Source organism: Pseudomonas sp. E6002, from assembly GCF_013385565.1.
In the GTDB taxonomy this organism is placed as follows: Bacteria; Pseudomonadota; Gammaproteobacteria; order Pseudomonadales; family Pseudomonadaceae; genus Aquipseudomonas.
Map to the genome: position 1 here is coordinate 1 of NZ_JACAPT010000039.1, position 25,754 is coordinate 25,754.

Annotated in this window: 20 protein-coding genes and 4 tRNA genes; 10 read left to right on the forward strand and 14 right to left on the reverse strand. The window is 60.9% G+C overall.

Going from position 1 to position 25,754, the window contains the following annotated elements:
• Window positions 1–101: 101 nt before the first annotated feature.
• Window positions 102–647 carry a TetR/AcrR family transcriptional regulator gene (locus tag HX815_RS27725; RefSeq protein WP_087695266.1) on the reverse strand — a complete coding sequence of 182 codons (546 nt, stop codon included), beginning with the start codon at window positions 645–647 and terminating at the stop codon, window positions 102–104.
• Between the two features lie 91 nt (window positions 648–738).
• Between HX815_RS27725 and HX815_RS27730 the strand changes: the two genes are divergently transcribed.
• From HX815_RS27730 to HX815_RS27750, 5 genes are all read left to right on the forward strand, one after another.
• Entirely contained in the window at window positions 739–1,932 is a 1,194-nt protein-coding gene (locus HX815_RS27730) for an MFS transporter (protein WP_003212382.1), read from the forward strand.
• 41 nt (window positions 1,933–1,973) lie between these two features.
• Window positions 1,974–2,285, forward strand: a complete 312-nt coding sequence (locus HX815_RS27735) for a cupin domain-containing protein (RefSeq protein WP_177029242.1) — start codon at window positions 1,974–1,976, stop codon at window positions 2,283–2,285.
• 106 nt (window positions 2,286–2,391) lie between these two features.
• Window positions 2,392–3,546, forward strand: coding sequence for a TDT family transporter (locus HX815_RS27740; protein ID WP_008430443.1), 1,155 nt, complete (start codon window positions 2,392–2,394; stop codon window positions 3,544–3,546).
• 69 nt (window positions 3,547–3,615) lie between these two features.
• Window positions 3,616–5,490 carry an MFS transporter gene (locus tag HX815_RS27745; protein WP_177029243.1) on the forward strand — a complete coding sequence of 625 codons (1,875 nt, stop codon included), beginning with the start codon at window positions 3,616–3,618 and terminating at the stop codon, window positions 5,488–5,490.
• 176 nt (window positions 5,491–5,666) lie between these two features.
• Window positions 5,667–7,148: a M91 family zinc metallopeptidase gene (locus HX815_RS27750; RefSeq protein WP_177029244.1), complete on the forward strand. Its 1,482-nt coding sequence runs from the start codon at window positions 5,667–5,669 to the stop codon at window positions 7,146–7,148.
• A gap of 78 nt (window positions 7,149–7,226) precedes the next feature.
• Here HX815_RS27750 and sugE read toward each other — a convergent pair whose 3' ends face one another.
• From sugE to rdgC, 3 genes are all read right to left on the reverse strand, one after another.
• Complete coding sequence (gene sugE, locus HX815_RS27755; protein WP_003190128.1) at window positions 7,227–7,541, reverse strand: quaternary ammonium compound efflux SMR transporter SugE; 315 nt, start codon at window positions 7,539–7,541, stop codon at window positions 7,227–7,229.
• Between the two features lie 105 nt (window positions 7,542–7,646).
• Window positions 7,647–8,612 (reverse strand): bile acid:sodium symporter family protein, encoded by a 966-nt coding sequence (locus HX815_RS27760; protein WP_003212369.1) that lies wholly within the window; start codon window positions 8,610–8,612, stop codon window positions 7,647–7,649.
• A gap of 155 nt (window positions 8,613–8,767) precedes the next feature.
• Window positions 8,768–9,688, reverse strand: a complete 921-nt coding sequence (rdgC, locus tag HX815_RS27765; protein ID WP_008430455.1) for a recombination-associated protein RdgC — start codon at window positions 9,686–9,688, stop codon at window positions 8,768–8,770.
• 161 nt (window positions 9,689–9,849) lie between these two features.
• Between rdgC and HX815_RS27770 the strand changes: the two genes are divergently transcribed.
• Window positions 9,850–9,925, forward strand: a tRNA-Val gene (locus tag HX815_RS27770).
• Window positions 9,926–9,944: 19 nt separating this feature from the next.
• Window positions 9,945–10,021 (forward strand) — tRNA-Asp (locus tag HX815_RS27775).
• A 147-nt stretch (window positions 10,022–10,168) separates the two neighbouring features.
• Here the strand turns inward: HX815_RS27775 and HX815_RS27780 are convergent.
• From HX815_RS27780 to HX815_RS27790, 3 genes are all read right to left on the reverse strand, one after another.
• Window positions 10,169–12,592, reverse strand: a complete 2,424-nt coding sequence (locus HX815_RS27780) for a TonB-dependent siderophore receptor (RefSeq protein ID WP_177029245.1) — start codon at window positions 12,590–12,592, stop codon at window positions 10,169–10,171.
• 77 nt (window positions 12,593–12,669) lie between these two features.
• Window positions 12,670–13,650, reverse strand: coding sequence for a FecR family protein (locus HX815_RS27785; RefSeq protein WP_177029246.1), 981 nt, complete (start codon window positions 13,648–13,650; stop codon window positions 12,670–12,672).
• Window positions 13,651–13,657: 7 nt separating this feature from the next.
• Window positions 13,658–14,176, reverse strand: a complete 519-nt coding sequence (locus HX815_RS27790) for a sigma-70 family RNA polymerase sigma factor (protein ID WP_177029247.1) — start codon at window positions 14,174–14,176, stop codon at window positions 13,658–13,660.
• Window positions 14,177–14,377: 201 nt separating this feature from the next.
• On the opposite strand from HX815_RS27790, the gene HX815_RS27795 reads away from it, so the two are divergent.
• Both HX815_RS27795 and HX815_RS27800 read left to right on the forward strand, forming a co-directional pair.
• Window positions 14,378–14,453 (forward strand) — tRNA-Val (locus HX815_RS27795).
• 19 nt (window positions 14,454–14,472) lie between these two features.
• Window positions 14,473–14,549: transfer RNA gene (locus HX815_RS27800), tRNA-Asp, on the forward strand.
• A gap of 79 nt (window positions 14,550–14,628) precedes the next feature.
• On the opposite strand, the gene HX815_RS27805 is transcribed toward HX815_RS27800, so the two are convergent.
• Entirely contained in the window at window positions 14,629–16,143 is a 1,515-nt protein-coding gene (locus HX815_RS27805; RefSeq protein ID WP_177029248.1) for an MFS transporter, read from the reverse strand.
• A 105-nt stretch (window positions 16,144–16,248) separates the two neighbouring features.
• Here HX815_RS27805 and HX815_RS27810 point away from each other — a divergent pair, with 105 nt between their 5' ends.
• The gene (locus HX815_RS27810; protein WP_177021162.1) at window positions 16,249–17,172 is read left to right on the forward strand and encodes a LysR family transcriptional regulator; all 924 of its coding nucleotides are present in this window, start codon (window positions 16,249–16,251) and stop codon (window positions 17,170–17,172) included.
• On the opposite strand, the gene HX815_RS27815 is transcribed toward HX815_RS27810, so the two are convergent.
• From HX815_RS27815 to kdpF, 6 genes are all read right to left on the reverse strand, one after another.
• On the reverse strand, window positions 17,132–17,824 hold the full coding sequence (locus HX815_RS27815; protein WP_003219430.1) for a response regulator: 693 nt from the start codon (window positions 17,822–17,824) through the stop codon (window positions 17,132–17,134). The genes HX815_RS27810 and HX815_RS27815 overlap by 41 nt on opposite strands.
• Window positions 17,821–20,472 carry a sensor histidine kinase KdpD gene (locus HX815_RS27820; protein ID WP_177029249.1) on the reverse strand — a complete coding sequence of 884 codons (2,652 nt, stop codon included), beginning with the start codon at window positions 20,470–20,472 and terminating at the stop codon, window positions 17,821–17,823. The genes HX815_RS27815 and HX815_RS27820 overlap by 4 nt, the downstream gene beginning before the upstream one ends.
• A 129-nt stretch (window positions 20,473–20,601) precedes the next feature.
• Window positions 20,602–22,674: a potassium-transporting ATPase subunit KdpB gene (gene kdpB, locus HX815_RS27825; RefSeq protein ID WP_177029250.1), complete on the reverse strand. Its 2,073-nt coding sequence runs from the start codon at window positions 22,672–22,674 to the stop codon at window positions 20,602–20,604.
• Between the two features lie 11 nt (window positions 22,675–22,685).
• Window positions 22,686–23,345, reverse strand: coding sequence for a K(+)-transporting ATPase subunit C (gene kdpC / locus HX815_RS27830; protein WP_177029251.1), 660 nt, complete (start codon window positions 23,343–23,345; stop codon window positions 22,686–22,688).
• A gap of 10 nt (window positions 23,346–23,355) precedes the next feature.
• Window positions 23,356–25,062, reverse strand: a complete 1,707-nt coding sequence (kdpA, locus tag HX815_RS27835; protein WP_177010104.1) for a potassium-transporting ATPase subunit KdpA — start codon at window positions 25,060–25,062, stop codon at window positions 23,356–23,358.
• 108 nt (window positions 25,063–25,170) lie between these two features.
• Window positions 25,171–25,269 (reverse strand): K(+)-transporting ATPase subunit F, encoded by a 99-nt coding sequence (kdpF, locus tag HX815_RS32030; RefSeq protein ID WP_003219423.1) that lies wholly within the window; start codon window positions 25,267–25,269, stop codon window positions 25,171–25,173.
• Between the last annotated feature and the right edge of the window lie 485 nt (window positions 25,270–25,754).

Here is a 25,754-nt window from a genome sequence, read left to right on the forward strand (position 1 = left end):
AACTACCTTGAAAAACGCCGGCTGTAAGAGCGGAACCCATATCAGCAACAACCCAAATAACGGATATACACCCAAATCCAAACCCAAACCCACAAACCACCTTACGGCAGCAAAGCCAACTCAATCAGCTCATGCAGTTCTTCAACCTCAAGCGGCGCGGTAGAAAACAGATTACGAAACACGGTTGGCGCAACGATCAAATTGATCAGCCGATCCACGCTGGGAAGTGTCCCGGCGTCGTCGGTGTACCGATCCAGGATCGTCTCCAACTGCCCGGTGAGAATCCCCACGCAATACCCCGGCGCCTGACTGCATTGCACATCACGCATCATCTCGCGGCCAAGGTCAGAGCTCATCTCATCACGGTATTGCTCACCCCAGGCCCGCAGGTCTCCGCGCAGGCTGCCGGTATCAGCCGGCTCACTGTCCGGGCGCAGACGGGCCATCGCAACATCGGCCAGCAGCGCCGCCAAGTCACCCCAGCGCCGGTAGATGGTCGAAGGCGTCACTCCGGCGCGCGTGGCTATCTGCGGCACGGTCACGCTGGAACGGTCCTGCTCTTCGAGCAATTCACGCACCGCCGAATGCACTGATTCCTGGACCCGGGCACTACGGCCCCCCGGGCGGAGCCCTTCTTTTATCGCCATGCGTAAAACCTTAACACAAAGAATTTGCTTTAAGCGCCATCCGGTAGCACACTCCGCAAAAGCAAAATATTAGCTTTAGCGGAGCGTGCCCATGTCCAGCGTTACTTCTCATCGTTCCAGCCTGGTGTTTCTGGCGATCACCTTGCTGACGTTTCTCGCCGCCTCCAGCGCGCCGACCCCGTTGTACCACCTCTATCAAGAGGGCCTGCACTTTTCGGCGGCGATGTTGACCCTGGTATTTGGCATTTACGCCTTGAGCCTGCTGGCTGCATTGCTGACCGTGGGTTCACTGTCGGACCACCTGGGGCGCAAGCCGGTAATTTTTGCCGCGCTGCTCCTCGATATGCTGGCGATGCTGCTGTTTATCAATGCCGACAGCGTCGGCTGGCTGATTGCCGCCCGCACGGTACAAGGCTTTGCCACCGGCATGGCCACCGCCGTACTGGGCGCCGCATTGCTCGACACCGACCGCCAGCAAGGCCCGCTGATCAACAGCGTAGCGCCTTTGCTGGGCATGGCCTGCGGGGCCATGGGCTGCAGCCTGCTGGTGGAGTTCGCGCCGATGCCGACCACGTTGATTTACTGGACCCTGCTCGGGTTGATGATCCTGCAGGCATTGTACGTCTGGCGCCTGCCGGAGACAGTCAGCCGGATTCCGGGGGCCCTGGCCTCGCTATGGCCCACCTTGCATGTACCGCCCCAGGCCCGACGCGCCTTGTGGATCTCGTTGCCGGTAGACGTAGCCGTATGGGCCATGGGCGGTTTTTATCTGTCCCTGGCGCCCTCGCTGGTGCGGGCGGCGACCGGGTCCACCTCGAACCTGATCGGCGGCGGGCTGGTGGCGGTGTTGACGCTGAGCGGTGCGGTGATGATTTTCAGCCTGCGCAACCGCCCGGCGGACAAAGTCCTGCGGTTGGGCGCCGTGCTGCTGGCGGTGGGTGTTGCGCTGATCCTCACGGCCGTCCACAGCGCCAGCCTGCCGCTATTCTTCATTGCCACGCTGATCGCCGGCGGTGGTTTTGGCTCGGGATTCCTCGGTGCGCTGCGCAGTGTTTTGCCGTTGGCCTTGCCCCATGAGCGGGCGGGCTTGATGTCGGCGTTCTATGTGCTGAGTTACCTGGCGTTCTGTGTGCCGTCGCTGTTGGCGGGCAACTTGACGCGCACCTTCGGTTTGATCGCCACCACCGACGGTTATGGCGTGGTGCTGATCGTATTGGCACTCGGCGCGTTGGTGGCGTTGCTAATGCAGGATTTGGCGAAGAGCAGGGCGACGGCGGGTAATTGATTCGGTAATAATTCGTCACCCTTACGCCTTGGGATTCACCCATGAAGATCATCCGCAGCAAAGAATTCACCGGCAGCCGCGCCTGGGAGGCGCTGGACATCGCCAATATGAACGGCATCACCACCCGTTTGCATTGGACCGACCAGCCGTATCGCTGGCACGTGAATGACGGCGAAGAGGTGTTCGTGGTGCTTGATGGCCAGGTGCAGATGCACTATCGCGAAAACGGCAGCGAACAGATGGCCTTGCTTGAGGTAGGCGACATCTTCTACGCCAGTGTCGGCACCGAGCATGTGGCCCATCCACAGGGCCCCGCACGGATTCTGGTGATTGAAACCGAAGGCAGCATTTAATGGTATATCTACGAAACAGATAACAGTTAGAGATATTACCCGTTATATAGATATTCGATTCGGTTCTACCATGGTCTCAACCTCATGCGAGGAAGAGGAATACACCATGACTTGCCCGAATACGCTTCACAGCAGCTTGAAACCCTTCAGTCACCTGACCCGTCCTCGGGAAGTGATTCGCCAGTTCACCCCCAACTGGTTTGCCGCCACCATGGGCACCGGGGTGTTGGCGTTGGCGCTGGCGCAATTGCCGGTCAACCTGGCGGGGCTGCACGCCGTGGCCGAAGGGCTGTGGCTGTTTACCATTGGCCTGTTTGTGCTGTTCAGCGTGCTGTATGCGGCGCGCTGGGTGATGTTTTTCCACGAGGCCCGGCGCATTTTCGGGCACTCCACGGTGTCGATGTTCTTCGGCACCATCCCCATGGGCCTGGCGACCATTATCAACGGCTTCCTGCTGTTCGGCGTGCCGCGCTGGGGGGATGGCGTGGTGCAACTGGCCGAGGTGCTGTGGTGGCTCGACGTCGCGATGGCCCTGGCCTGCGGGGTGCTGATCCCGTTCATGATGTTCACCCGCCAGGAACACAGCATCGACCAGATGACTGCCGTGTGGCTGTTGCCGGTGGTGGCCGCGGAAGTCGCCGCCGCCAGCGGTGGCCTGCTGGCGCCGCACCTGGCCGACGCCCATTCGCAACTGGTGATGCTGGTGACCAGCTACGTGCTGTGGGCGTTTTCCCTGCCGGTGGCGTTCAGCATCCTGACCATCCTGATGCTGCGCATGGCCCTGCATAAACTGCCACACGCCAATATGGCCGCGTCGAGCTGGCTGGCTCTAGGTCCCATCGGCACCGGTGCCCTGGGCATGCTGGTACTGGGCGGTGATGCACCTGCCATCTTTGCCGCCAACGGTCTGCCCGGCGTCGGTGAGATGGCCAACGGCATCGGCCTGGTCGCAGGCATCACCCTGTGGGGCTTCGGCTTGTGGTGGATGCTGATCGCGGTGCTGATCACCCTGCGTTACCTGCGGGCCGGTATCCCGTTCAACCTTGGCTGGTGGGGCTTCACCTTCCCGTTGGGCGTGTACTCGCTGGCCACGCTGAAACTGGCGAGCACCTTGCACCTGGGTTTTTTCAGCATCGTTGGTTGCGTGTTGGTGGCGGCGCTGGCGCTGATGTGGCTGATTGTCGCCAAGCGCACGGTGCAGGGCGCCTATAAAGGCGAGCTTTTTGTATCGCCGTGCATTGCAGGACTAGCGAATAAGTAAGCAGGATTAGGTAAAGTCGTGGCCTGGAAAAACCAATAACAGCCTTCAGGCCACGCAGGAACACGGACGATGAGCCACCCCTCGCAATTCACTTTGCTGCGCAAACGGCGTTTCCTGCCGTTCTTCATTACCCAGTCCCTTGGTGCGTTCAACGACAATATATTCAAGCAGTCGTTGATCCTGGCGATTCTCTACAAGCTGACCATCGAGGGCGACCGCTCGATCTGGGTCAATCTCTGCGCGTTGCTGTTTATCCTGCCGTTCTTCCTGTTCTCGGCCCTGGCCGGGCAATTTGGCGAGAAGTTCAACAAGGACGCGCTGATCCGGGTGATCAAGATCGGCGAAATCGTGATCATGTCCGTGGGCGCGGTGGGTTTCATGTTCAACCACCTGGAGCTGATGCTGCTGGCGCTGTTTGCCATGGGCACGCACTCGGCGCTGTTCGGGCCGGTGAAGTACTCGATCATGCCCCAGGCCCTGCACGAAGATGAGCTGGTGGGCGGCAATGGCCTGGTGGAAATGGGCACGTTCCTCGCGATCCTCGCGGGCACCATTGGCGCCGGGATCATGATGTCGTCCACCCATTACGCGCCGGTGGTCTCGACGGCCATCGTCGGCATTGCGGTGCTGGGCTACCTGGCCAGCCGCAGCATTCCGCGCGCGGCGGCGTCCAGCCCCGAGATGCGCCTGAACTGGAATATCTTCAGTCAGTCCTGGGCCACCTTGAAGCTCGGCCTGGGGCAGACACCGGCGGTGTCGCGCTCGATTGTCGGCAACTCGTGGTTCTGGTTTGTCGGCGCGATCTACCTGACGCAAATCCCGGCCTACGCCAAGGAATGGATGTACGGCGACGAGACTGTGGTCACGCTGATCCTCACGGTGTTCTCGGTGGGCATCGCACTGGGTTCGATGCTGTGCGAAAAGCTCTCCGGGCGCAAAGTCGAGATCGGCCTGGTGCCGTTCGGCTCGTTCGGTTTGACCGTTTTCGGCCTGCTGCTGTGGTGGCATTCCGGCGGCTTCCCGCAGAACGTCCAGGCCAACGACTGGATCGCCGTGCTGAGTTACGGCCAGGCGTGGTGGGTGTTGTTCGATATCCTCGGCCTTGGCGTATTCGGCGGCTTCTATATCGTGCCGCTGTACGCGTTGATCCAGTCGCGTACCGCCGAGAACGAGCGGGCGCGGGTGATCGCGGCCAACAACATTCTCAATGCGCTGTTCATGGTGGTCTCGGCGATCGTCTCGATCCTGCTGTTGAGCGTGGCCAAGCTGTCGATTCCCGAGTTGTTCCTGGTGGTGTCGCTGCTGAACATCGCGGTCAACACCTACATCTTCAAGATCGTGCCCGAGTTCACCATGCGTTTCATGATCTGGCTGCTCAGCCATTCCATGTACCGCGTCGAGCACAAGAACCTCGAGCTGATCCCGGACGAGGGCGCGGCATTGCTGGTGTGCAATCACGTGTCGTTTGTCGATGCGCTGTTGATTGCTGGTTCGGTGCGTCGGCCGATTCGTTTTGTCATGTACTACAAGATCTACAACCTGCCGGTTTTGAACTTTATCTTCCGTACTGCCGGGGCGATTCCGATTGCCGGGCGGCATGAGGACATCCAGATCTACGAAAAGGCCTTCCAGCGGATTGCCCACTACCTTAAGGACGGCGAGCTGGTGTGCATCTTCCCGGAAGGAAAATTGACCTCCGATGGCGAGATGAACGAGTTTCGAAGCGGCGTGACGCGGATTCTTGGAGAGACGCCGGTGCCGGTGATTCCGATGGCGTTGCAGGGGTTGTGGGGGAGTTTTTTCAGTCGCGATCCGAACAAGGGCTTCTTCCACCGGATCTGGTCACGGGTGACCCTGGTGGCCGGCGCGCCGGTGACGGTGGAGGCGGCGACGCCCGAGGCGTTGCATGGTCTGGTTGGCACGTTGAGGGGTGATCTCAAGTAGTCAAGTTCTGGTGCTCAGGACCTTCTGCGCTGAAGGGCCTGGGCAGGGACTGACTTTGATGTGGGACAACGCTTGCAGTTTGTAGTTTTGGGTAATAAATCACTCATCCTGCGGAACCATTTCTTTCTAATTGCCACGCAGTCATCGTAGTTGTCTAACCCTAAGGATGATTTTCGATGAACATGCAAGTGAGTACTAACCCTCCCGCTTTACAACCGCCTTTACATACTCTTTCTACAGCACCCCCCGATAAGTTACAGGATAAACAGGGCGAGCCTTCTGCGCCGATAAAGATCATCCCGAATATGCCATTCAATGAAGGTGGGGTCCAGATAGATTTAAGTGTTAGGGGCGGCGGGCGTGGTTTTTTCTCCCCGCCAAAAGACCAGGCGTTAACGATTAAGACGGGTGACAGCGCGGACAAAATTCATATTAAAAATTCGGCTGATGGAGGATTGACTGCCGAGATTAATGGCAAGACCTACGACATTCCTTTCGATACCAAGAGTAATGGTCAGCAGCATCTTGAGATCCAAAGCAACGGCGGAGACGACAATGTCACTATTGACGACGACGTAAAAGTGCCCGTCAGCGTCAAGCTGGGAGCCGGCAACGATCGATTCAACGCTGGAGGCGGCAGGACCAATGTCTACGGCGGTGTTGGTAATGACACCATTCAATTGGGCAGCGGTGTTGGGTATGCCGAGGGCAACGATGGGGATGACACGATCACCGGAGGCTCGGCATATAGCGTCATGTATGGGGGTAACGGCAACGACAAGTTGCGGGGAGCAGGTGGTGGCACTTACATGGACGGTGGCAGCGGCAATGATTCGCTGCGTGGGGGCGGTGGGAAGAACGTCATGAATGGCGGGAAGGGAAATGATGTTGTAGATGGTGGTGCTGGTCAGAATACAATTTATACCGGCAAGGGGCAGGATACGGTTAATTCAGTATCTGATAAGGATATTGTTTACGGCAAGAAAGACGACACTATAAAACGCACGGGGAACTCTAAGTTCGTTGAGGTGACGCCGTCTGACGTTGGTAAAAAAGCGTTTGAGGTTAAAGGGGATGGTGAGTTCAAGCAGCGCGTTGAAGATGATCTAGAGTTTTTTCGGGGTTCTCCAGTAGGGCAAAAAATGCTTGGGGCGTTAGACAAGACTCCCGCGCCGATAAAAATAGAGAAGGTGCCAGAGTCGGAGGGTATCTTTTATAAGTACGGACGTAAGGACTTACAACCACTCAATGAGCACCCACCTCAAGATTCGCAACACGGATTCATCACTAATAACACGCCAGGTATGCCGGCTGATGATGCAACAGTCTCCTACAACCCTTCGTTCATTATGGACAAGTACGAGCGTCCAGGCGTCTCAACCCTGTTCCATGAGTTCGCCCATGCGTACGACGGTGTCGACGGTAAGTTCTTGCCCGGAGAAACTGAAGTACCGCCAGAAACTAGCGATCCCCGCAGGCCAACTCGTGAGCCAAATTTGGAGCGGCAAGCCGTTGGGTTACCAACGGACGGTGAACCTTATGATTTTGATAATGACCCCTCAACGCCCCCTACCAGTACAAACCCGGAGCCGTATAACGAAAATGCACTTTACAAGGAATGGGGGAAAGAACCGCGTGAACGCTACTATGACGTCTGATGCATCACAGAGTAGTAAATAGCGTGCCGTACTCGGTGGACTATTAAGTCCACCTTGTTTTTATTGCCGGTGAGTGGCTCAGGCGCTGATCTTGAGCCCGATCAGCCCACAGATAATCAACGCCACACTGGCCAGTCGAAACAGCGCCATGGACTCCCCGAACAGGATAATCCCGGCAATCACCGTGCCCACTGCACCGACGCCGGTCCAGATGGCATAGGCGGTGCCCAACGGCAATTCCTTCATGGCCAACCCCAGCAACCCGAGGCTGACGGCCATGGCGGCAATCGTCAGGGCCGTGGGCAGTGGCTTGCTGAAACCGTCGGTGTATTTCAGTCCGACGGCCCAGCCGACTTCAAACAGTCCGGCAAAAAACAGAATGATCCAGGACATGATGACCTCCCTTCTTAGGTGGGGTCGTCCCCGGATTAAGCGCTTGATTGCGTCGCGAGGTCGTCCCCGCGAAGCCCGTTAGAGTGCCGAATATTGATCAGGTGATCAAGTTTCGGACTTGCCCGCCAACAATTCGCGGTCTTCCTTTTCGCTCATTCGCCGGAAGTACGTAGCCAGGAGTGCCCCGGAAATATTGTGCCAGACGCTGAACAGCGCACTCGGCACCGCCGCCAGCGGCGAGAAATGCGCACTTGCCAGTGCGGCGCCCAAGCCGGAGTTCTGCATGCCCACTTCCAGCGACAGGGATTTGCGTTGTGCCAGCGGCAGCCCGAACACACGGCCGGTGAAATAGCCCAGCAGGAAGCCAAAGGTGTTATGCAGGATCACCACCGCCATGATCAGCAGGCCCGACTCGGCAATCTTCGCCTGGCTGGCCGCCACCACGGCGGCGACGATCGCCACGATGCTGACCACCGACACCAGCGGCAACACCTCGACCGCATGCCGTACCCGGGCGCCCAGCAAGCGCTGCGCCACCACGCCCAACACGATCGGCAGCAGTACCACTTGCAGGATCGACCAGAACAACTCCATGAACGACACCGGCAACCAGGCCGAGGCCAGCAGCCAGATCAGCGCGGGCGTCAGCAGCGGAGCGAGGAGGGTGGTGACGGCTGCAATGGCCACCGACAGGGCCAGGTCGCCTCGGGCCAGCCAGGTCATGACGTTGGACGACGTGCCGCTCGGGCAGCAGCCGACGAGGATCACACCGACGGCAATTTCCGGTGGCAGGTGAAAGACCTGGCACAGCAGCCAGGCCACGCCGGGCATGATCACGAAATGCGCGACCACACCCAATGCCACGCGCCACGGATGGCGCGCGACTTCAGCGAAATCTTCAAGTTTGAGGGTCAGCCCCATGCCGAACATTACCAGGCCCAACAGCGGCACGATGGCGCCTTTGAGGCCGAGAAACCAGGCGGGTTGCAGGAACGCAACCACGGCAAAAATCAGCACCCAGTAGGCGAAGGTATTGCCGACGAAACGGCTCAAGGCGGCGAGTGCACGCATGGGGTTGGTCCTTGTTATTCGATTTTGGAAGTGCGCATGCGATCAAATGTGGGAGCGGGCTTGCTCGCGAATGCGGTGTGTCAGCCAGGAAGATATCAACTGAAAGGACGCATTCGCGAGCAAGCCCGCTCCCACATTTTGATCTTCACAAGGCTTTAGATACCTTGTGGGGTTTCTTCGCCACCCAGTGCCTCAACCAACGCCGGCAGGAAGTCGCCAAACGTCAGCATCATCAGGGTAAAGCTGGCGTCCTGCTGGCCCAGTGCTTCGTCGCCGCCGTCCTGTTCAGCCTGATCCTGCAGCAGGTCTTCGAACTTCAGGCGCTTGACGGTCATTTTGTCGTCCAGCATGAAGGACAGCTTGTCCTGCCAGGCCAGGGACAACTGGGTCACGACTTTGCCGGTGGTCAGGTGCAGTTGGATCTCTTCGCCGGTCAGGTCCTGGCGTTTGCAGCGCACGATGCCGCCGTCTTCGTGGGTGTCGCGCAGTTCGCATTCGTCGAGGACGAAGAAGTCATCGGCCGGTTTCTGGGTGGTGACCCAGTCGGTCATGATGGCGGTTGGCGCGGTTTTCACGGTCAGCGGACGTACCGGCAGGGTGCCGATCACTTCACGCAGGGTGGACAGCAGGTCTTCGGCACGTTTCGGGCTGGCGGAGTTCACCAGGATCAGGCCTTGTTTCGGCGCGATGGCGGCGAAGGTCGACGAGCGACGGATGAACGCGCGCGGCAGGAAGGCCTGGATGATTTCATCCTTGATCTGGTCGCGTTCCTTTTTGTAGACCTTGCGCATTTGCTCGGCTTCGATCTCTTCGACCTTTTCCTTCACCGCATCACGCACCACGCTACCCGGCAGGATACGTTCTTCCTTGCGCGCAGCGATCAGCAGGAAATCACCGCTGACGTGTACCAGGGGCGCGTCTTCGCCTTTACCGAAAGGGGCGACGAAACCGTAAGTGGTCAATTCCTGGCTTGCACAAGGGCGCGCCAGTTTGGTGGCCAGTGCAGTTTCCAACGCCTCGGCATCAACAGGCAGATCTTGGGTCAGGCGATAGATAAGCAGGTTTTTGAACCACATGGGGTGAGTCTCTCCTTATATACAAAGGGGGGCATTATTCTCCTCATGGCGTCATAGGCCAACCCTCGCTAAGCCATTGGAAGGCCTGAAAAAAATTATTTAAGAAAGTGCTTGCCAGACTATGGGGCGCTCCGTAGAATGCGCGCCACACCGAAAGTGAAGGGTGATTAGCTCAGCTGGGAGAGCGTCTGCCTTACAAGCAGAATGTCGGCGGTTCGATCCCGTCATCACCCACCATTCGCTTTATGTGTTACGCGCAGCGGTAGTTCAGTCGGTTAGAATACCGGCCTGTCACGCCGGGGGTCGCGGGTTCGAGTCCCGTCCGCTGCGCCATATTCGGTCACCTGGAACGCTGAACGCCAGGTACCACAGGAAGCCCGCTCATTGAGCGGGCTTTTTGCCGTCTGGGGTTTGCTAAAACCATCAGTCAGAAAAACGCCCCCGATCATGTACCGTGATCGGGGGCGTTTTTGATTGGGTTCAGAAATCCCAGCGGGTGGTGACCATAAAGTTGCGCGGCTCACCATAAGCGGCGGAGTTATAGAAGCCGATGTTGGTGTAGTAGGACTTGTCGAAGATGTTGTTGACGTTCAGGGTCGCCGACACGCTCTTGGTGATCTGGTAACGGGTCATCAAGTCCACCAGCCAGTACGCCTCCTGGGAGAACTCTTCATAACCGCCATGGGGGGTGTTGTAGATGTCCTGCCAGCCCACGCTTTGCCAGCGCACGCCACCGCCGATGGTCAGCTTGTCCAGGTCGCCTTTGAGCTTATAAGTGGTGTACAGCTTGACCTGGTCTTCGGGCTCGAACGTGGAAATCTTCTGGTCCTGGTCGTCACGCACCACCTTGTGGGTGTAGCCGGCCTGAATCTGCCAGCCCGGGCTCAACTCGCCGGACACTTCAAGCTCGTAGCCCTTGGTGACGGCCTTGGTGCCTTTGTAGGCATAGTTCTGCGGTGTAGGTTTCAGGTTGTTGTAGTCGTCGTCGGAAACGGCGCGGTTGTTTTCATGGACCTCGAAGTACGCTGCGCTGGCGTTCAGGCGTCCGTCGAAGAAATCAGCCTTCATGCCCAGCTCGTAGTTTTGGCCTTCGTCCGGCTCAAGCAACTGGTTTTGCCGGTCGCGGTTGTAGTTCTCCTGGGGCATGAAGATATCGGTGTAGCTGGCGTAGACCGAGTAGGTTTCATCCAGGTCATACACCACGCCGACATACGGTACGAAGCGTCCGGTCTCGCGGTAGGACGGGTTATTGCCGGTCAGGTGGTAATTGACCACGCGGCCACCGAGCAGCAGCTTCAGGTCATCGGCCAGGTTCAGGCGTGTGGTCATGTAGGCGCCGGTCTGGCGAATGGTGTCGTCGATGTATTGCTGCGGCGCGCCCCAGTAAGGTTGGGGGGCGTGGCCGTGCCAGTTATTGAAGTCGACGAGGTTGGGGGCGAGGTTCCAGTAGCCCTTGCCGTTCCAGTCCGAAATGCCGATGGAGCCGCCCACCACCAGTTCATGCTCACGGCCGCCCAGGCTGAAGGGGCCGCTTGCGTACAGGTCGGCGGAGTCGCTGACGGTTTCCCCGGTGTATTTTTGCGAAGTGACATGTGCGGTGCCGTCTGCACGGGGCTCGTCACCCTGAATCGAAGCCATCAGTGCATGGTAGCCGTTGATCTTGTGGTCCAGTTGCAGTTTGGTCACCCAGCCGTTGCCGAGGTCATGTTCAAGCATGGCGAAGGCGGTACGGGTGTATTGCTCCCAACTGCTCCAGTTGGCCGCGTTGTTGAACGAGCGCTTTACGCTATTGCGATCGCCATTGGCGTTGATCAGCGGAAAACTGCCGGACCAGCTCGAGGCGGTGGGCAGGCTGTCCTGATAGTCGCCGCCCACGGTCAGCATCGTGTCGGGGGACAGGTCGAATTCCATGATGCCGTAGTACACCGGGCTTTTGCGCGAGTAACGGTCCATGAACGAGCGCTTGTCCTGATACGCCGCGACGGCCCGGCCACGGACGTTGCCGCTTTCGGTCATCGGGCCGCTGACGTCCAGTTCGCTGCGGTAGTTGTCCCAAGAGCCCGCGCCGAGGCTGGCATGGCCCTGGAAGTCAGCCGTGGGTTTCTTGCGCACCAGGTTGATCGTGGCACCCAATGAGCCGGCACCCGTGAGCAGGCCGGTGGCGCCTTTAAGCACTTCGACCCGATCATAGATCGCCATGTCGCTCAGGGTATTGCCCGCCGAATAGGCGACGTTGCGCGCGGTGGAAGGAATGCCGTCGTACTGGAAGTTATTGATGGAGAAACCGCGGGCGTAGTAGTTGGTGCGGTCGGTGTCGAAGGCCGACACGGTGATGCCCGGGGTGTGGCGCATCACGTCGTCGACGTTGTTCAGGCCGAAGTCATCCATGTGTTTGCGGGTGACGACGGTCACCGATTGCGGGGTTTCCTTGGGGGTCAGCACCAGCCGCGTCGCAGTCGCGATGCTGCCTGGAGTGTAGGAATCAGTCCCTTCAGTAACGTTGCCCAACTGGTTGGAGCTGACCTGGGTCGGGCCTAGTTCCATGGCGTCGGTGGCGGCAGGGTCAGCTTCGAGCGCGTACACCTGATCACCTTTGATCACGCGGTAGCCGCTGCCCTGTAACAGCCTGTCGAACCCTGCGTCCACGCTATAAGTGCCTTTCAGCCCCGGCCCATTCAGCCCCTGCAGGTTCTGGGACTGGAACACGATAGCCACGCCCGCTTGCTGGGCGAACTGGTTAAGTGTGGCGCCCAGCGGCCCTGCAGGTATGTCGTAGGCTTGGGCCGCGACGTTTACCGTATCGGCCTGGGCCAGATGGGTATTGAGCAGCGTCGTCGCGAGCAGTGTGAGGGTCAGCGGCGCGCTGCTCAGCAGGCGTCTGCGGGGTTTGGAAGGGAGCGGCATGACGATGGCAGTCCTTTAGTTATCGATATACCTTCCTTGACGGGTAGCTTTAAACAAAGCGGAAACAATTTGGATAATTATTTTTTGCTCTCGGTATCCGGGCTGACGATCATCAGCCACGGCGTAAAGGTTTTCAGCGTGATCGGCAGGGTTTGAGCCAGCATCTGCAAGGTGCGGTCGGTGTCATCCAGGGGAAGTACGGCCGAGACCTTGAGACTGGCCAGTGCGGCGCGATCAAACTGCAAGCGGCCCGAACGGTGACGGGCGATCTCATCCAGCACTTCCGGCAACGGTCGGTTATCCACCACCAGTTGATGGCGGCGCCAGGCCCCATTGATGCTCGCCGTATCGACGCTGCCCGAGAGCCGCACCGCATCCTTGCTGACCCGCGCCTGTGAGCCGGCGTCCACTTCCAGCGTCTGCTGGCCATTCGCGCTTTGGGCGGCAACGCGGGATTCGAGCATGCTCAGCACCGTAACGTCATCCTCGCGCCTGACCACAAATCGCGTACCCAGGGCGCGCAGGGTGCCTTGGGCGGTCTGCACCACAAATGGCCGTTCGCCATCGTGGGCCACTTCCACCAGGATCTCGCCTTGCAGCAATTCGATGCGGCGCTGCCGGCTGTCGAAATGCAGATTCGCCGCACTGATGCCGTTCAGGGTCAGCGTCGAGCCGTCCGCCAGCCGCAGGGTTTTCCATTCGCCGGGACCGTTGTGCACATCGGCCATCCATTGTTGTGGATAAGGACTGTAGAGCAGCGCCATGGCGGGAAGGCCCAGGCTGCAGGCCAGTACCAACGCGCGGACGTAGTTTTTGCGCGCCTTCCCATGCCGGGGAAAGGCCGCACTCAAGGCCGCCCGGGCCGGTGCCTTTTGCCCGCGCAGGGCCTGCATCCGCGCAATCACATCTTCCATGCGCGCTGCTGATGCGGCGTGTTGCGGGCCTTGCTGCTTCCAGCGCTCGAACGCCTGGCGCTGGGCCTCGGTCAATTCACCTTCGTGCAGGCGAATCATCCATTCGGCGGCTTGTTCATCGATCTGTTGGCGGGAGGCGGGCATGTGCGGTTCAGATATCCACGCTGTGGCTGCAATGCAGCAGGGCCTGGATCAAATACTTGCGTACCGTACGCTCCGACAATTTCAGGTGGCGGGCGATTTGCTGCTGGGTCAGGTCTTCGAGGTAATACAGCACAAACGCCTGGCGCATATTGTCGTGCATGCCTTCCAGCAGGAAGGCGATGTGCTCGAGGGCTTCCAGGGTGGTGTGGATCTGTTCGGGCGACTGGAAACCTTCCAGGGTTTCCACCGTCAGCATCAATTCCTGAAGGTAGGCGTGCTCAATCTGCTTGCGCCGTGCCTGGTCGATGATCAGCCGCCTGGCGGTGGTACTTAAATAGGCGCGGGGTTCGCGGATGGCGGTCACCGACTCGCGGGCGTGCAGAATCCGCGCGAAGGTGTCCTGCGCCACGTCGGCGGCGTTATGGCTACAGCCCAGTTTTCGGCGCAACCAAGTGAACAGCCAGCCGTGATGCTCGCTGTACAGCTCGGTAATCTCCCGTTGGAACGGCGGTTCACCCACAGACATAAGGCCCGGCCCAGGTGTTATTGAGAATAATTGTTAATTGTGGGGCCAAGGCTTGGGCAAACGCAATAGACTCGCGTTTGCACCCAAAGCGCCGGTTTTGCGGGGTGCGCGGGGTCGAAGACAAAATATTTTAAATAAATTGCATTTAAATCATGACATTACGGAAAAATGCTATAGAATGCGCCCCACACCGAAAGTGAAGGGTGATTAGCTCAGCTGGGAGAGCGTCTGCCTTACAAGCAGAATGTCGGCGGTTCGATCCCGTCATCACCCACCATTCGCTTTATGTGTTACGCGCAGCGGTAGTTCAGTCGGTTAGAATACCGGCCTGTCACGCCGGGGGTCGCGGGTTCGAGTCCCGTCCGCTGCGCCATATTCAGGTCACCTGGAACGCTGAACGCCAGGTACCACAGGAAGCCCGCTCATTGAGCGGGCTTTTTTGTGCCTGGGATTCAGCTCAACGACTGAATGCCCGGTTCGGTTTGCACGGGTGCAATGCTGTTTCGCCCCATGAAGGCCAGGACCACCAACGCCGTCAGCACGGTGAATCCCGCGAGCAGTTGCAGCAAGGTGTTGAACCCCGCGATGTAGGCGCTGCGCAGTGCTTCCAGCGGAAGGGCGGCCGAGGCCAGTTGCACGTTGCCCATGACCAGGCCTTGGGCAATCACTGACACGTCGGCCCCTGCGAGACCCTTCAGGTGATGTGCCACCAATGCGCCCAATACCGCCATCGTGATCGCCAGCGCCACGCCTTCACTGGCCACGCGGGTGGTGTTGAAAATCCCCGCCGCCATTCCCGCGCGCTCCTTGGGCACCACGCTGATCGCCAAACCATCCATCAAACCCCACGGCAGCCCGGTGCCGATCCCGATGACCAGCATTGCGGCGATGGTCTGCGCAGGCTGGTTGGCCAGGCTTAATCCCCACAGGCCCACCGCCGCGATCAGCAAGCCAATGGCACACAACAGTCCTGCTGAGAGCCAGCGGGTCAGCGATGCGGCGATCATCGGCACCACCAGCATCGGTGCCGATAACGCGAGCATCATCAAACCCGCGTCCAGCGCGCTGGCGCCTTCCACACCGATAAACCGCAGGGGCAGCAACACGATCAGCACGATGTAGCAGTAACAGGTACCGATCGGCAGGAGCTGCACGCCAATAAAACGCGGGAAGCGAAACAGCCGCAGCTCCAGCATCGGTTGGCTGGAGCGGTTTTCGACGAGGATAAACACCAGCAAAAACACCGCCGCCGCGATCAGCAGGGCATCAACCAGCGGCGACGTCCAGCCGTGCTCCGGCGCGAGGATCACCGCCGTGGTCAGGGCTACCAGCATTGCGGAAAACGTCAGTACACCAGCGGTGTCCAGCCGCATCGCTTGCGGGTCGCGGCTTTCACGCATTTTGGGCGCGGCAAACAGCAGCGAAATACCGGCCAATAATGCAGTGCCGAGAAAAATCGAGCGCCAGCCCCAGTGCTCGATCAGCACCCCCGACAGCAATGGCCCAAACGCCAGGCCTGCACCGAATGTGGTGCCCAGCAAGCTGAAGGCGCGGGTGCGGGCATGACCGTCAAACTCCTGGGCCAGCGCCGCACAGCCACTGGCCAATGCCGTAGCCGCCGCGACGCCCTGCACGCCACGCAACACATCCAGCCAGAAAATCCCCGGTGCCACTGCCAGCAGCAAGGAGACCACGGTAAACAGCGCCATGCCCCACAAGAAAAGACGCTTTCTCCCATAGAGGTCGGCGAGGGTGCCGGCGGCCATCAACAGGCTGCCGAAACTCAGCATGAACGCGTTGGTGATCCACGCCAGTTGGCTGGGCTGGGCGGCAAATGCCTGGCCGATAAAGGGCGTGGCGACGGCGCCGCCGGTAAAGCTCATGGGCAATACCAAGGCGGCCAGGCAAATGGCCGCCAGGATGGAATATCGGCCATGGGCGGGCGCAGATTCGGTTGTAGTGGTCATAGGGGCATTCCCGCGAGTTTGAAGATTAAAAGACTCTAATCAGGATGCAATCACGGATAAACGGGCTTACATTCCTTTCATAACGGACTTGATGGATGCAATGACGTGACCGATAACTTGAGCGGCGTGATCGCCTTCGTGAAAACCGCGGAAGCCCTGAGCTTCACCGGCGCGGCCCGGGCGATGGGGATTTCCGCTTCGGCGGTGGGCAAGAATGTCGCCAAGCTTGAGGCGTCACTGAATGTGCGGCTGTTGCACCGCAGTACGCGTAAGGTCAGCCTCACCGCCGAAGGCCAATTGTTCTACGAGCGCAGTCGGAAAATTCTCGACGACCTGCAAGACGCCCGCGCCATGCTTTCCCATGCGATGCAGGCACCCCGGGGCAAACTGCGGGTCAGCCTGCCCACCATCGGTTATCGCTTTCTCTTTCCGCACATGAGGGCGTTCCGCAAAGCCTACCCCGAGATCGAGCTGGAGCTGGATTTCAACGACCATCTGGTGGACGTGATCGAGGAGGGCTTCGACGTGGTCATCCGCAGCGGTGGCCTGGCGGACTCGACCCTGATGGCCCGCAAACTGGGACCGTTCAGGTTTGTGCTGTGCGCATCACCCGAGTACCTGCGGGCCAACGGTCGGCCAGAGTCCCTGAGCGATTTGGAGCATCACCCGTGCTTGCGTTACCGCTTCGCCACCACCGGCAAAATCATGGACTGGACCTTGTCCGCCAACCCGGCCATTACCCAGTTGCGCCTGCCCACCGCGCTGACCCTGAACAACATGGAGGCCATGCTCCGGGCCGCGATGGACGGCCATGGGATTGCCTACGTGCCAGACTTCCTGGCCCGCGAAGCACTCGCCCAGGGCCAGCTGGAAACCGTGCTCGACGGCCATTCCGATGACCAGGGGCAGTTCTGGGCGCTGTGGCCATCCAGCCGGCACCTCTCGCCGAAAATTCGCGTGTTTGTCGACTTCGCCGCCGCACACTTGTTCACAAGCCTACCAACCGGTAGCCCACCTGCAACTCGGTGATGAAGTACTGCGGCTGGGCCGGGTCCGCCTCCAGCTTCTGCCGCAGGTGCGCCATGTGCACCCGCAGGTAGTGGGCGCGGTCCACGTAGTCCAGGCCCCACACCTCGAGCAATAATTGCCGGTGGGTGAGCACCCGGCTCTGCCCGCGAATCATCGCGCACAGCAGGCGGTATTCGATGGGCGTCAGGTGCACCGGCAGGCCTTGGCGCCACACTTCATGGGTCGCCAGGTCCACCTCGATATCGCCAAACGCCACCTTGCTGGTGGCCGCCACGGTGCCGGTCTGCCCATGACGGCGCAGTTGCGCACGGATGCGCGCGAGCAACTCGGGTACGCCGAAGGGTTTGGTCAGGTAGTCATCGGCGCCGGCGTCCAGGGCGGCGACTTTTTCCTCTTCGCGATCCCGCGCCGACAACACCAGGATCGGCACCGCCAGCCATCCCCGCAGCTCGCTGATCAGCTGTTTGCCGTCGCCGTCCGGCAGGCCGAGGTCGACGATCACCAGGTCCGGCTGACGGCTGGAAGCGTGGATCAACGCGCGTTTGACGCTGTCGGCCTCGAACACCTGGAAGCCCTCATCCTGCAGGGCGATGCCGACAAAACGGCGGATGTTGGCCTCGTCTTCAACAATCAGAATGCGTGCAGTGCTCATAGGGCGTCCATTGGGGGCGGAGTACCCGCCGGTAAAGTGATGACGAAATGCATGCCGCGCTCGCTGCCGGGTCTGGCTTCGATGCGCCCGCCGTGGGCTTCGACGATGCGCTTGGCCAGGGCCAGGCCCAGGCCGATTCCGGCGACCGAGGATTCCTGCTGGCCACGGGCAAACGGTTCGAACAGATTGGCCGGCGCGCTGCCCGGGCCGGTGTCGCTGACTTCCAGCAGGATGCTGTCGGAAACGGAACGGGCGGTAACGGTGATGACCGTGCCAGGCGGGGTGTATTTGGCGGCGTTGTCCAGCAGGTTGACCAGCACCCGTTCGATCAGCAGCGCGTCGACTTCCACCAGCGGTAATTGCGGGTCCAGCGTCGTGTTCACCACATGCCGGGCCAGTGGTTCGCGTAATTGGCGCAGGGCGCTGCCGACAATTTCTTCCAGCAGATGCCATTGCCGGTTGAGTCGCACACCGCGCTCCTGCATGCGGGCCATGTCCAGCAGGTTTTCGATCAAGCGTTGCATCGAGGTCGCTTGCTCATGAATACCGTGCAGCAACGCGGTCAGCGGCCCCGGCGGCGCATGGGGCAGGGCGGTGTCGGCGGCGCCGATCAGGGTGGTCAAGGGCGTGCGCAGGTCGTGGGTAATCGCCGCGAGCAAGGTGTTGCGCATTTTCTCGCCTTCCATCTGCACCATCGTGCTTTGCGCCACTTCGACGAAGTGCACGCGCTCCAGGGCAATCGCCAATTGGCTCATGCAGGCTTCCAGCAGGCGGCGCTCTTCGGGCTCGTTGAGGCGTTCGCTTTGCGCCAGTTCCAGCACCAGCACACCGCGCACGCGCATCGGCGCCTTGAGCGGCAGGTAGCAGCCCTTGGCGGCGGACAAGGTGTCGGTGCCCTGGCCGGCGGACTGGCCGTGGTCGTAGGTCCATTGGGCGATGCTGTCGTCGATCGGCAGCCCGCCCGCGCCCACGCTGTGCACGCCGTCGGCGGCGTCCGGCAAGGCCAGGCCGACCCGCGCCTCGAACACGCCGCTGAAAGTGCGCAGCGCCACTTCGCTGATCTGCTCCACGGTCAACGCGGCCGACAGGTCCCGGGCCAGACGCGCCAGGGACGTGGCGCGGCGTTCTCGAGCGGCGGCGGTGCGCGCTTCGTGGCGCAGGCGCGCGGTGAGTTGCCCGGTGATCAGGGCGATGCCGAGCATCAGCGCGAAGGTGAAGAAATACTGGGTGTCGTTGACGGTAAACGAGTAGCGCGGCTGGACGAAAAAGAAGTCGAAACACAGCACCGCGAGCATCGCTGCCCACACGCCGGGGCCGCGTCCAAACCGCAGGGCCACCAGCACCACCGTGAGCAGGAACAGCATCACCACGTTGGCCAGGTCGAACACTTGCAGCAGCAGCGCGGCGATGGCGCTGGCGGTGAAACAGGCGAGTGTGGACCAGAGGTAGGCCAGGGTTCTGCCGGGCGCTGGCGTAGGTTTTTCAATGGCAGGAACAGTGCCCGGCAGTACGCCATGGGCGATCACGATCTGGTCGATCTGCGGATGGTGCCGGCTGATCCGGTCGCTCACCGACTGATGCCAGAACCGCCATGCCCGGCGCGGATGATGGCCGAGCACCAGGCGATTGGCGTTGTGTTCCCGGGCACAGGCGGCCAGTGCTTCGGCGACGTCCATGCCCGGTAGCGTAGCGGTGTCGGCGCCGAATTCGCTGGCCAGGGCCAGGGTTTTCATTGCTGTGAGATAACGCTTGGCGCCGCGGCCCTGAGCTGCCGCGACGTGCACCACGATCCAGTCCGCCTCGAGCTTTTGCGCCAGGCGCGCGGCTTCTCGCACCAGGCGCTCATCACCGGCGTCACCGGCCACGCCTACCAGCAACCGCTCGCGGGCGGGCCACAGGGTCTTGATCGACTGTTCGCGACGGTACACGCGCATCTGCGTGTCGACCCGGTCGGCCGTGCGGCGCAGGGCCAGTTCCCGCAGGGCGAGCAGGTTGCCCTTGCGGAAAAAGTGCCGCGAGGCGCGCTCGGCCTGGGGCCCCAGGTACACCTTGCCGTCCTTCAAGCGTTGCAGCAGATCATCCGGCGGCAGGTCCACGACGACCACTTCGTGGGCATTGTCGAACACGTGGTCCGGTACGGTTTCCCGCACGCGAATGCCAATGATCCCACTCACCAGATCGTTAAGGCTTTCCAGGTGCTGGACGTTGAGGGTGGTCCACACATCGATGCCGGCGCTGAGCAGTTCTTCCACGTCTTGCCAGCGTTTCGGGTGGCGCGAGCCGGGCACGTTGCTGTGGGCCAGTTCATCCACCAGCAGCACGGCGGGATGGCGTTGCAGGGCCGCGTCGAGGTCGAATTCGGTGAGGGTGAAATCGTGATGCAGGCGGTGGGCGCGGGGCAGTTGTTCGAGGCCGTTGAGCAGCTTGGCGGTTTCCTGGCGGCCGTGGGTTTCCACCACACCGGCGAGTACGTCGCGGCCCAGGCTGACTTCCCGTTGCGCCGCGTCAAGCATGGCGCAGGTCTTGCCCACCCCGGCGTTGGAGCCGAAGTAGATACGCAGTTTGCCGCGCAAGGCGGCCTGTTCTTCCTGCTGGACCCGGGCGAGAAGGGCGTCGGGGTCGGGGCGTTCTTCGTTTAATGCGGGCATGTCATTCCTGGTCAATGCGGTTCAATGGTGGGAGCGGGCTTGCTCGCGAAAGCGGTGTGTCAGTGACAGACGAGTTGGCTGACACTCCGTATTCGCGAGCAAGCCCGCTCCCACATTGGGTTTGCGGTGCTACACGAGACCCAGCCCGGTCAGTACCATGTCAATCAGCTTGATCCCGGCAAACGGCACCAGCACCCCGCCCAGGCCATAGATCAGCAGGTTGCGATTGAGCAATGCCGCCGCGCCAATCGCCCGGTAGGTCACTCCGCGCAGGGCCAAGGGAATCAGCGCCACGATGATCAACGCGTTGAAAATTACCGCACTGAGGATCGCCGAGTTGGGACTGCTCAGGTGCATCACGTTCAACGCACCGAGTTGCGGATAGGTCGCGACAAACGCCGCCGGGATGATCGCGAAATATTTCGCCACGTCATTCGCCACGCTGAAGGTGGTCAGTGCGCCACGGGTCATCAGCATCTGCTTGCCCACCTCGACCACTTCGATCAGCTTGGTCGGGTTGCTGTCGAGGTCGACCATGTTGCCGGCCTCTTTCGCTGCCTGGGTGCCGCTGTTCATCGCCACCGCCACGTCGGCCTGGGCCAGCGCCGGGGCGTCGTTGGTGCCGTCGCCGGTCATGGCCACAAGCTTGCCCTGGGCCTGGTAGTCGCGGATCAGTTGCAGTTTGTCTTCCGGGCGCGCCTCGGCGAGGAAGTCATCCACGCCGGCTTCCACCGCAATCGCGGCGGCGGTCAGGCGGTTGTCGCCGGTGATCATCACCGTCTTGATGCCCATGCGCCGCAGTTCTGCGAAGCGCTCTTTGATGCCGCCCTTGACCACGTCCTTGAGCTCCACCACGCCGAGTGCTTTGGCCCCGTCCGAGACCACCAGCGGAGTGCTGCCGCGTCGGGATACTTCGTCGACCTTGGCCTGCAATGCAGCCGGAAAGCTCCCGCCGAGTGCTTCGATATGACTGCGAATCGCATCCGCTGCACCCTTGCGAATACCGCGGCCTTCGGGCAGGTCGACGCCGCTCATGCGGGTCTGTGCGGTGAAGTGCACAAAGCTTGCGCCGAGGGCGTTGATGTCCCGCGCGCGGATGTCGAACTTCTGCTTGGCCAGCACCACGATGCTGCGGCCTTCCGGGGTTTCGTCGGCCAGGGACGCCAGTTGCGCCGCGTCGGCCAGTTCAGCTTCCTTGACCCCCGGTGCCGGCAGGAAACTGCTGGCCTGGCGATTGCCCAACGTGATGGTGCCGGTCTTGTCCAACAGCAACACGTCGATGTCACCCGCCGCCTCAACGGCGCGGCCGGAAGTGGCGATCACATTCGCCGACATCATGCGGCTCATGCCCGCCACGCCGATGGCCGAGAGCAGGCCGCCGATGGTGGTGGGAATCAGGCACACCAGCAACGCCACCAGCACCGTGGCGCTGATCACGCTGCCGCTGCCGCTCATGGCCACGGCGAAGATCGAGTACGGGCTCAGCGTGGCGATCACCAGCAGGAACAACAGGGTCAGGCCCACCAGCAAAATTGTCAGGGCGACTTCGTTGGGCGTTTTCTGACGCTTGGCGGATTCGACCATCGAGATCATGCGGTCGAGGAACGACTCGCCCGGGTTGACGCTGATGCGCACCACCAGCCAGTCCGACAGCACCCGCGTGCCGCCGGTGACCGAGGAAAAGTCGCCGCCGGCCTCGCGAATCACCGGTGCCGATTCGCCGGTGATTGCGCTTTCGTCCACCGAGGCCACGCCTTCGATCACCACGCCGTCCAGCGGCACCAGGTCGCCGGCTTCGATCAACACCACCTGGTCTTTGCGCAACAGCGTGGCTTCGGTCGGCAGCCACGCGGCGCCGTGTTTGGGTTGTTGCAGCAACTTGGCCAGGGTCTGGCGCTTCATCCCGCGCAGGCTGGCGGCCTGGGCACGGCTGCGGCCTTCGGCCAGGGCCTCGGCAAAGTTGGCGAACAGCACGGTAAACCACAGCCACAAACAGATGCTGAGGATAAAGCCGCTGGGCGCTTCACCCTGGCCACCCAAGGACTGGAACCACAGCAGCGTGGTGAGGAGGCTGCCCAGGTACACGACGAACATCACCGGGTTTTTCCACTGCGCCTGGGGCAGCAGTTTCTTGAACGCATCCCCGCAGGCGGTGAGCACGATGGCGCGATCAAACAGAGGTAAACGAGCATTCTTGATCATGGGGGAATCTCTTACTCACTGGCCGCAATGGGGGGCTGGCGCAGAGGCAGACGGGCGTCCAGCGCGAGGTTGAGTTGCAGCACATTGACTCGTGGTTCGCCGAGCAAACCCAGGGTGCGGGCAGCGGTGTTTTCGTTCACCAGTTGCAGCAGTTCGGCTTCGGGGATCTGTCGCAGGCGGGCGACCCGGGCCAGCTGGATGCGTGCGTTGGCCACGGAGATATGCGGGTCCAGGCCGGAGGCGGAAGCGGTGACCGCATCCACCGGCACATGGGCCTCGGCGGCGAGGCCGTTGTCCTGGCGGTAGGCTTTAACCCGGGCTGCGACCTGGTCCACCAGTTTCTGGCTGGTAGGGCCCAGGTTGCTGGCGCCGCTGGAACCGGCGTTGTACGGCTGGGAGACACTTTTGCTCGGGTCTTGCGGGTCGGTACCGAGGGTCATGCTCGGGCGGCCGTGGAAGTAGCCGGGCCTGGTAAAGTCCTGGCCGATCAACGTCGAGCCGATCACCAATCCGTCGCGTTCAATCAGCGAGCCCTGGGCCTGGAACGGGAACAGCAACTGCGCGGCAAAGGTGGTGAAGACCGGGTAGGCGAGGCCGGTCAGCGCCATGAAAAACACTGCCGAAACCAGCACCGGGCGCAACAGCCCTTTGAATATCGATTGAGTCGTCATCAACGTGTCCTTAGTTGTACGTCTGGCCGGACAGCAACTGCAGTTGCTCCACCAGCGGGCCGAGCGCGAGCGCCGGCAGGAAAGTCAGGCCGCCCACCACCAGCACCACAAACACCACCAGCACCATGAACAGCGGGGTTGCGGTGGGGATGGTGCCGGCGCCGGCAGGCACGGTCTTTTTCATCGCCAGGGAACCGGCCACGGCGAGCATCGGCAGCATGGTGAAGAAGCGCCCGACCAGCATCGCCAGGCCAATGGTGGTGTTGAAGAACGGCGTGTTGGCGTTCAGCCCGGCGAACGCCGAACCGTTGTTGGCGGTGCCCGAGGTGTAGGCGTAGAGCACCTCGCTGAAACCGTGGGGGCCGAGGTTATTCAGGCTGGCCATGGTGTCGGGCCACAGGGCGGCGAGGGCGGTGAAACCGAGGATGCTGATGGGGTGCGCGAGCACCGAGAGCATCACCAGTTTTATCTCCCGAGCCTCGATCTTCTTGCCGAGGAATTCCGGGCTGCGGCCGATCATCATGCCCACCAGGAACACCGTCAGCAGCGCGTACTGGATCAGGTTGATAAAGCCCACACCGTCGCCGCCGAACACGCAGTTGAGCATCATCTGCGCCAGGGGCACGAAGCCGCCCATGGGGGTCAATGAGTCATGCATCGCGTTGACCGAACCGGTGGTGGCCGCGGTGGTGGTGGCGATAAACAGGCTGCTGTCGGCGATGCCGAAACGCAGCTCCTTGCCTTCCATATTGCCGCCGCTTTGCTCGATGGACAGCGTCTGGTTGGCACCGGCCTGGGTCAGCAGCGGGTTGCCGTTTTGCTCGGCGCCGTACACCAGCGCGAGAAAGCCTAAGAACATCACCAGGAAGGTGCCGAAAAACACCCAGCCCTGACGGCGTTGGAGCAGCATGCTGCCGAAGGTGTAGGTCAGCGCCGACGGGATCAGCAACATGCTGAGGATGTGCAGGGCGTTGGTCAGCGGGGTCGGGTTTTCGAACGGGTGCGCGGCGTTCATGCTGAAGAAGCCGCCGCCGTTGGTGCCGATATGCTTGATCGATTCAAAGCTCGCCACGGCGCCGACAATCAGTTGTTGCTGCGCGCCTTCCAGGGTGGTGGCCAGGGCTTGGGAGGAAAAGGTCTGCGGCATGCCTTGCCACACATACACCAGGGCCATGCCCACGCACAGCGGCAGCATCACGCGGTACAGGGTGCGAGTGAAGTCGACCCAGAAGTTGCCGATATCCGCCGAGCTTGAGCGACTCAGGCCACGGATAAAACCGGCTGCGGCGACCACGCCCGAGGTGGCGCCGACGAACATCAGGAAGGTGATTACTGCCATCTGGCTGAAGTTCGACAGGCTGGTTTCGCCCGAGTACGCCTGCCAGTTGGTGTTGGTGATAAAGGAAGCGGCGGTATTGAACGCCAGGTCCGGGGTTTGTGCGGCCAGCCCGAGTGGGTTGATCGGCATGACGGCCTGTAACCGCAGGATGAGATAGCCGAGCAGCATCATCGCGGCGTTCGACAGCAACAGGGCCGAACCGTAGCGGGCCCAGCTCATGGTTTCCAGCGGGTCGATGCCCAGCAGGCGATAGGTATAACGTTCCGGCAGGGCGTGGCGGGTTCCGGTAAACACCCGGGTCAGCCACTTGCCCATCAGCACGGCGAGCCCGGTCATCAACCCCAGGACCAGCGCAAATTCCAGCAAAGTGCTTAGCATGTCGAGGCTCCGTTCAAATCTTGCCCATGGCGACAATGGCCATGGTTGTCGCGGCGAAAAACACCAGGGAGAGGCCTACAAAAATCATGTCGTACATGGTGGGGCTCCCTAGAACTTTTCGGCGCGAATGAGGGCGTAGCCCAGATAAGCGAACAGCCCGACGGCGCATAGGCCGCTGGCGATATAGATGAACTTGAGTGTGAGCACGGTGGAACTCCCCTGATTAATAAGCCGCGATTGCGGACGCGGGGAGGTTAAGAGGTTGGGTATCAAGTTCGGGCACTGATTGCGGGTTTGGGTATTAAGACGGTGTATAGAGGACGGTGGGGTGGGCGAACGGAAAAAAGGGATAACCCGGGGGCGGGGTATCCCTTGAAGCACTGGGGTTTTGCTGCTTTTGATGATCAGCTTATTTGGCTTTCTTTTTCTTTGATTCGCGGGTGGCGAGTTGTTCGAAGCAAAACGCGGCGGCGCCGAACAGGGCGATCATTGAGAGGACGATCATGCCTAACGTTGAACTTTCCACGATGACTTCCTGCGGGGGTTATTGGGGTGGAGGTCACAGTAGTGGAGGGGGGATTAGTTGCTCAATAGAGACGACTTAAACGTTACGGCTGGGGTTGAATCTATACGGAATCTTTACGTGGCTGTTGTGTGTATATCCGTTTTTTAGGTAACGGCTACTTATGGTT

Coding starts and splice junctions, on each gene's coding strand:
- HX815_RS27725 (WP_087695266.1), bottom strand. CDS start 647: ATGGCGATAAAAGAAGGGCTCCGCCCGGGGGGCCGTAGTGCCCGGGTC.
- HX815_RS27730 (WP_003212382.1), top strand. CDS start 739: ATGTCCAGCGTTACTTCTCATCGTTCCAGCCTGGTGTTTCTGGCGATC.
- HX815_RS27735 (WP_177029242.1), top strand. CDS start 1,974: ATGAAGATCATCCGCAGCAAAGAATTCACCGGCAGCCGCGCCTGGGAG.
- HX815_RS27740 (WP_008430443.1), top strand. CDS start 2,392: ATGACTTGCCCGAATACGCTTCACAGCAGCTTGAAACCCTTCAGTCAC.
- HX815_RS27745 (WP_177029243.1), top strand. CDS start 3,616: ATGAGCCACCCCTCGCAATTCACTTTGCTGCGCAAACGGCGTTTCCTG.
- HX815_RS27750 (WP_177029244.1), top strand. CDS start 5,667: ATGAACATGCAAGTGAGTACTAACCCTCCCGCTTTACAACCGCCTTTA.
- sugE (WP_003190128.1), bottom strand. CDS start 7,541: ATGTCCTGGATCATTCTGTTTTTTGCCGGACTGTTTGAAGTCGGCTGG.
- HX815_RS27760 (WP_003212369.1), bottom strand. CDS start 8,612: ATGCGTGCACTCGCCGCCTTGAGCCGTTTCGTCGGCAATACCTTCGCC.
- rdgC (WP_008430455.1), bottom strand. CDS start 9,688: ATGTGGTTCAAAAACCTGCTTATCTATCGCCTGACCCAAGATCTGCCT.
- HX815_RS27780 (WP_177029245.1), bottom strand. CDS start 12,592: ATGCCGCTCCCTTCCAAACCCCGCAGACGCCTGCTGAGCAGCGCGCCG.
- HX815_RS27785 (WP_177029246.1), bottom strand. CDS start 13,650: ATGCCCGCCTCCCGCCAACAGATCGATGAACAAGCCGCCGAATGGATG.
- HX815_RS27790 (WP_177029247.1), bottom strand. CDS start 14,176: ATGTCTGTGGGTGAACCGCCGTTCCAACGGGAGATTACCGAGCTGTAC.
- HX815_RS27805 (WP_177029248.1), bottom strand. CDS start 16,143: ATGACCACTACAACCGAATCTGCGCCCGCCCATGGCCGATATTCCATC.
- HX815_RS27815 (WP_003219430.1), bottom strand. CDS start 17,824: ATGAGCACTGCACGCATTCTGATTGTTGAAGACGAGGCCAACATCCGC.
- HX815_RS27820 (WP_177029249.1), bottom strand. CDS start 20,472: ATGCCCGCATTAAACGAAGAACGCCCCGACCCCGACGCCCTTCTCGCC.
- kdpB (WP_177029250.1), bottom strand. CDS start 22,674: ATGATCAAGAATGCTCGTTTACCTCTGTTTGATCGCGCCATCGTGCTC.
- kdpC (WP_177029251.1), bottom strand. CDS start 23,345: ATGACGACTCAATCGATATTCAAAGGGCTGTTGCGCCCGGTGCTGGTT.
- kdpA (WP_177010104.1), bottom strand. CDS start 25,062: ATGCTAAGCACTTTGCTGGAATTTGCGCTGGTCCTGGGGTTGATGACC.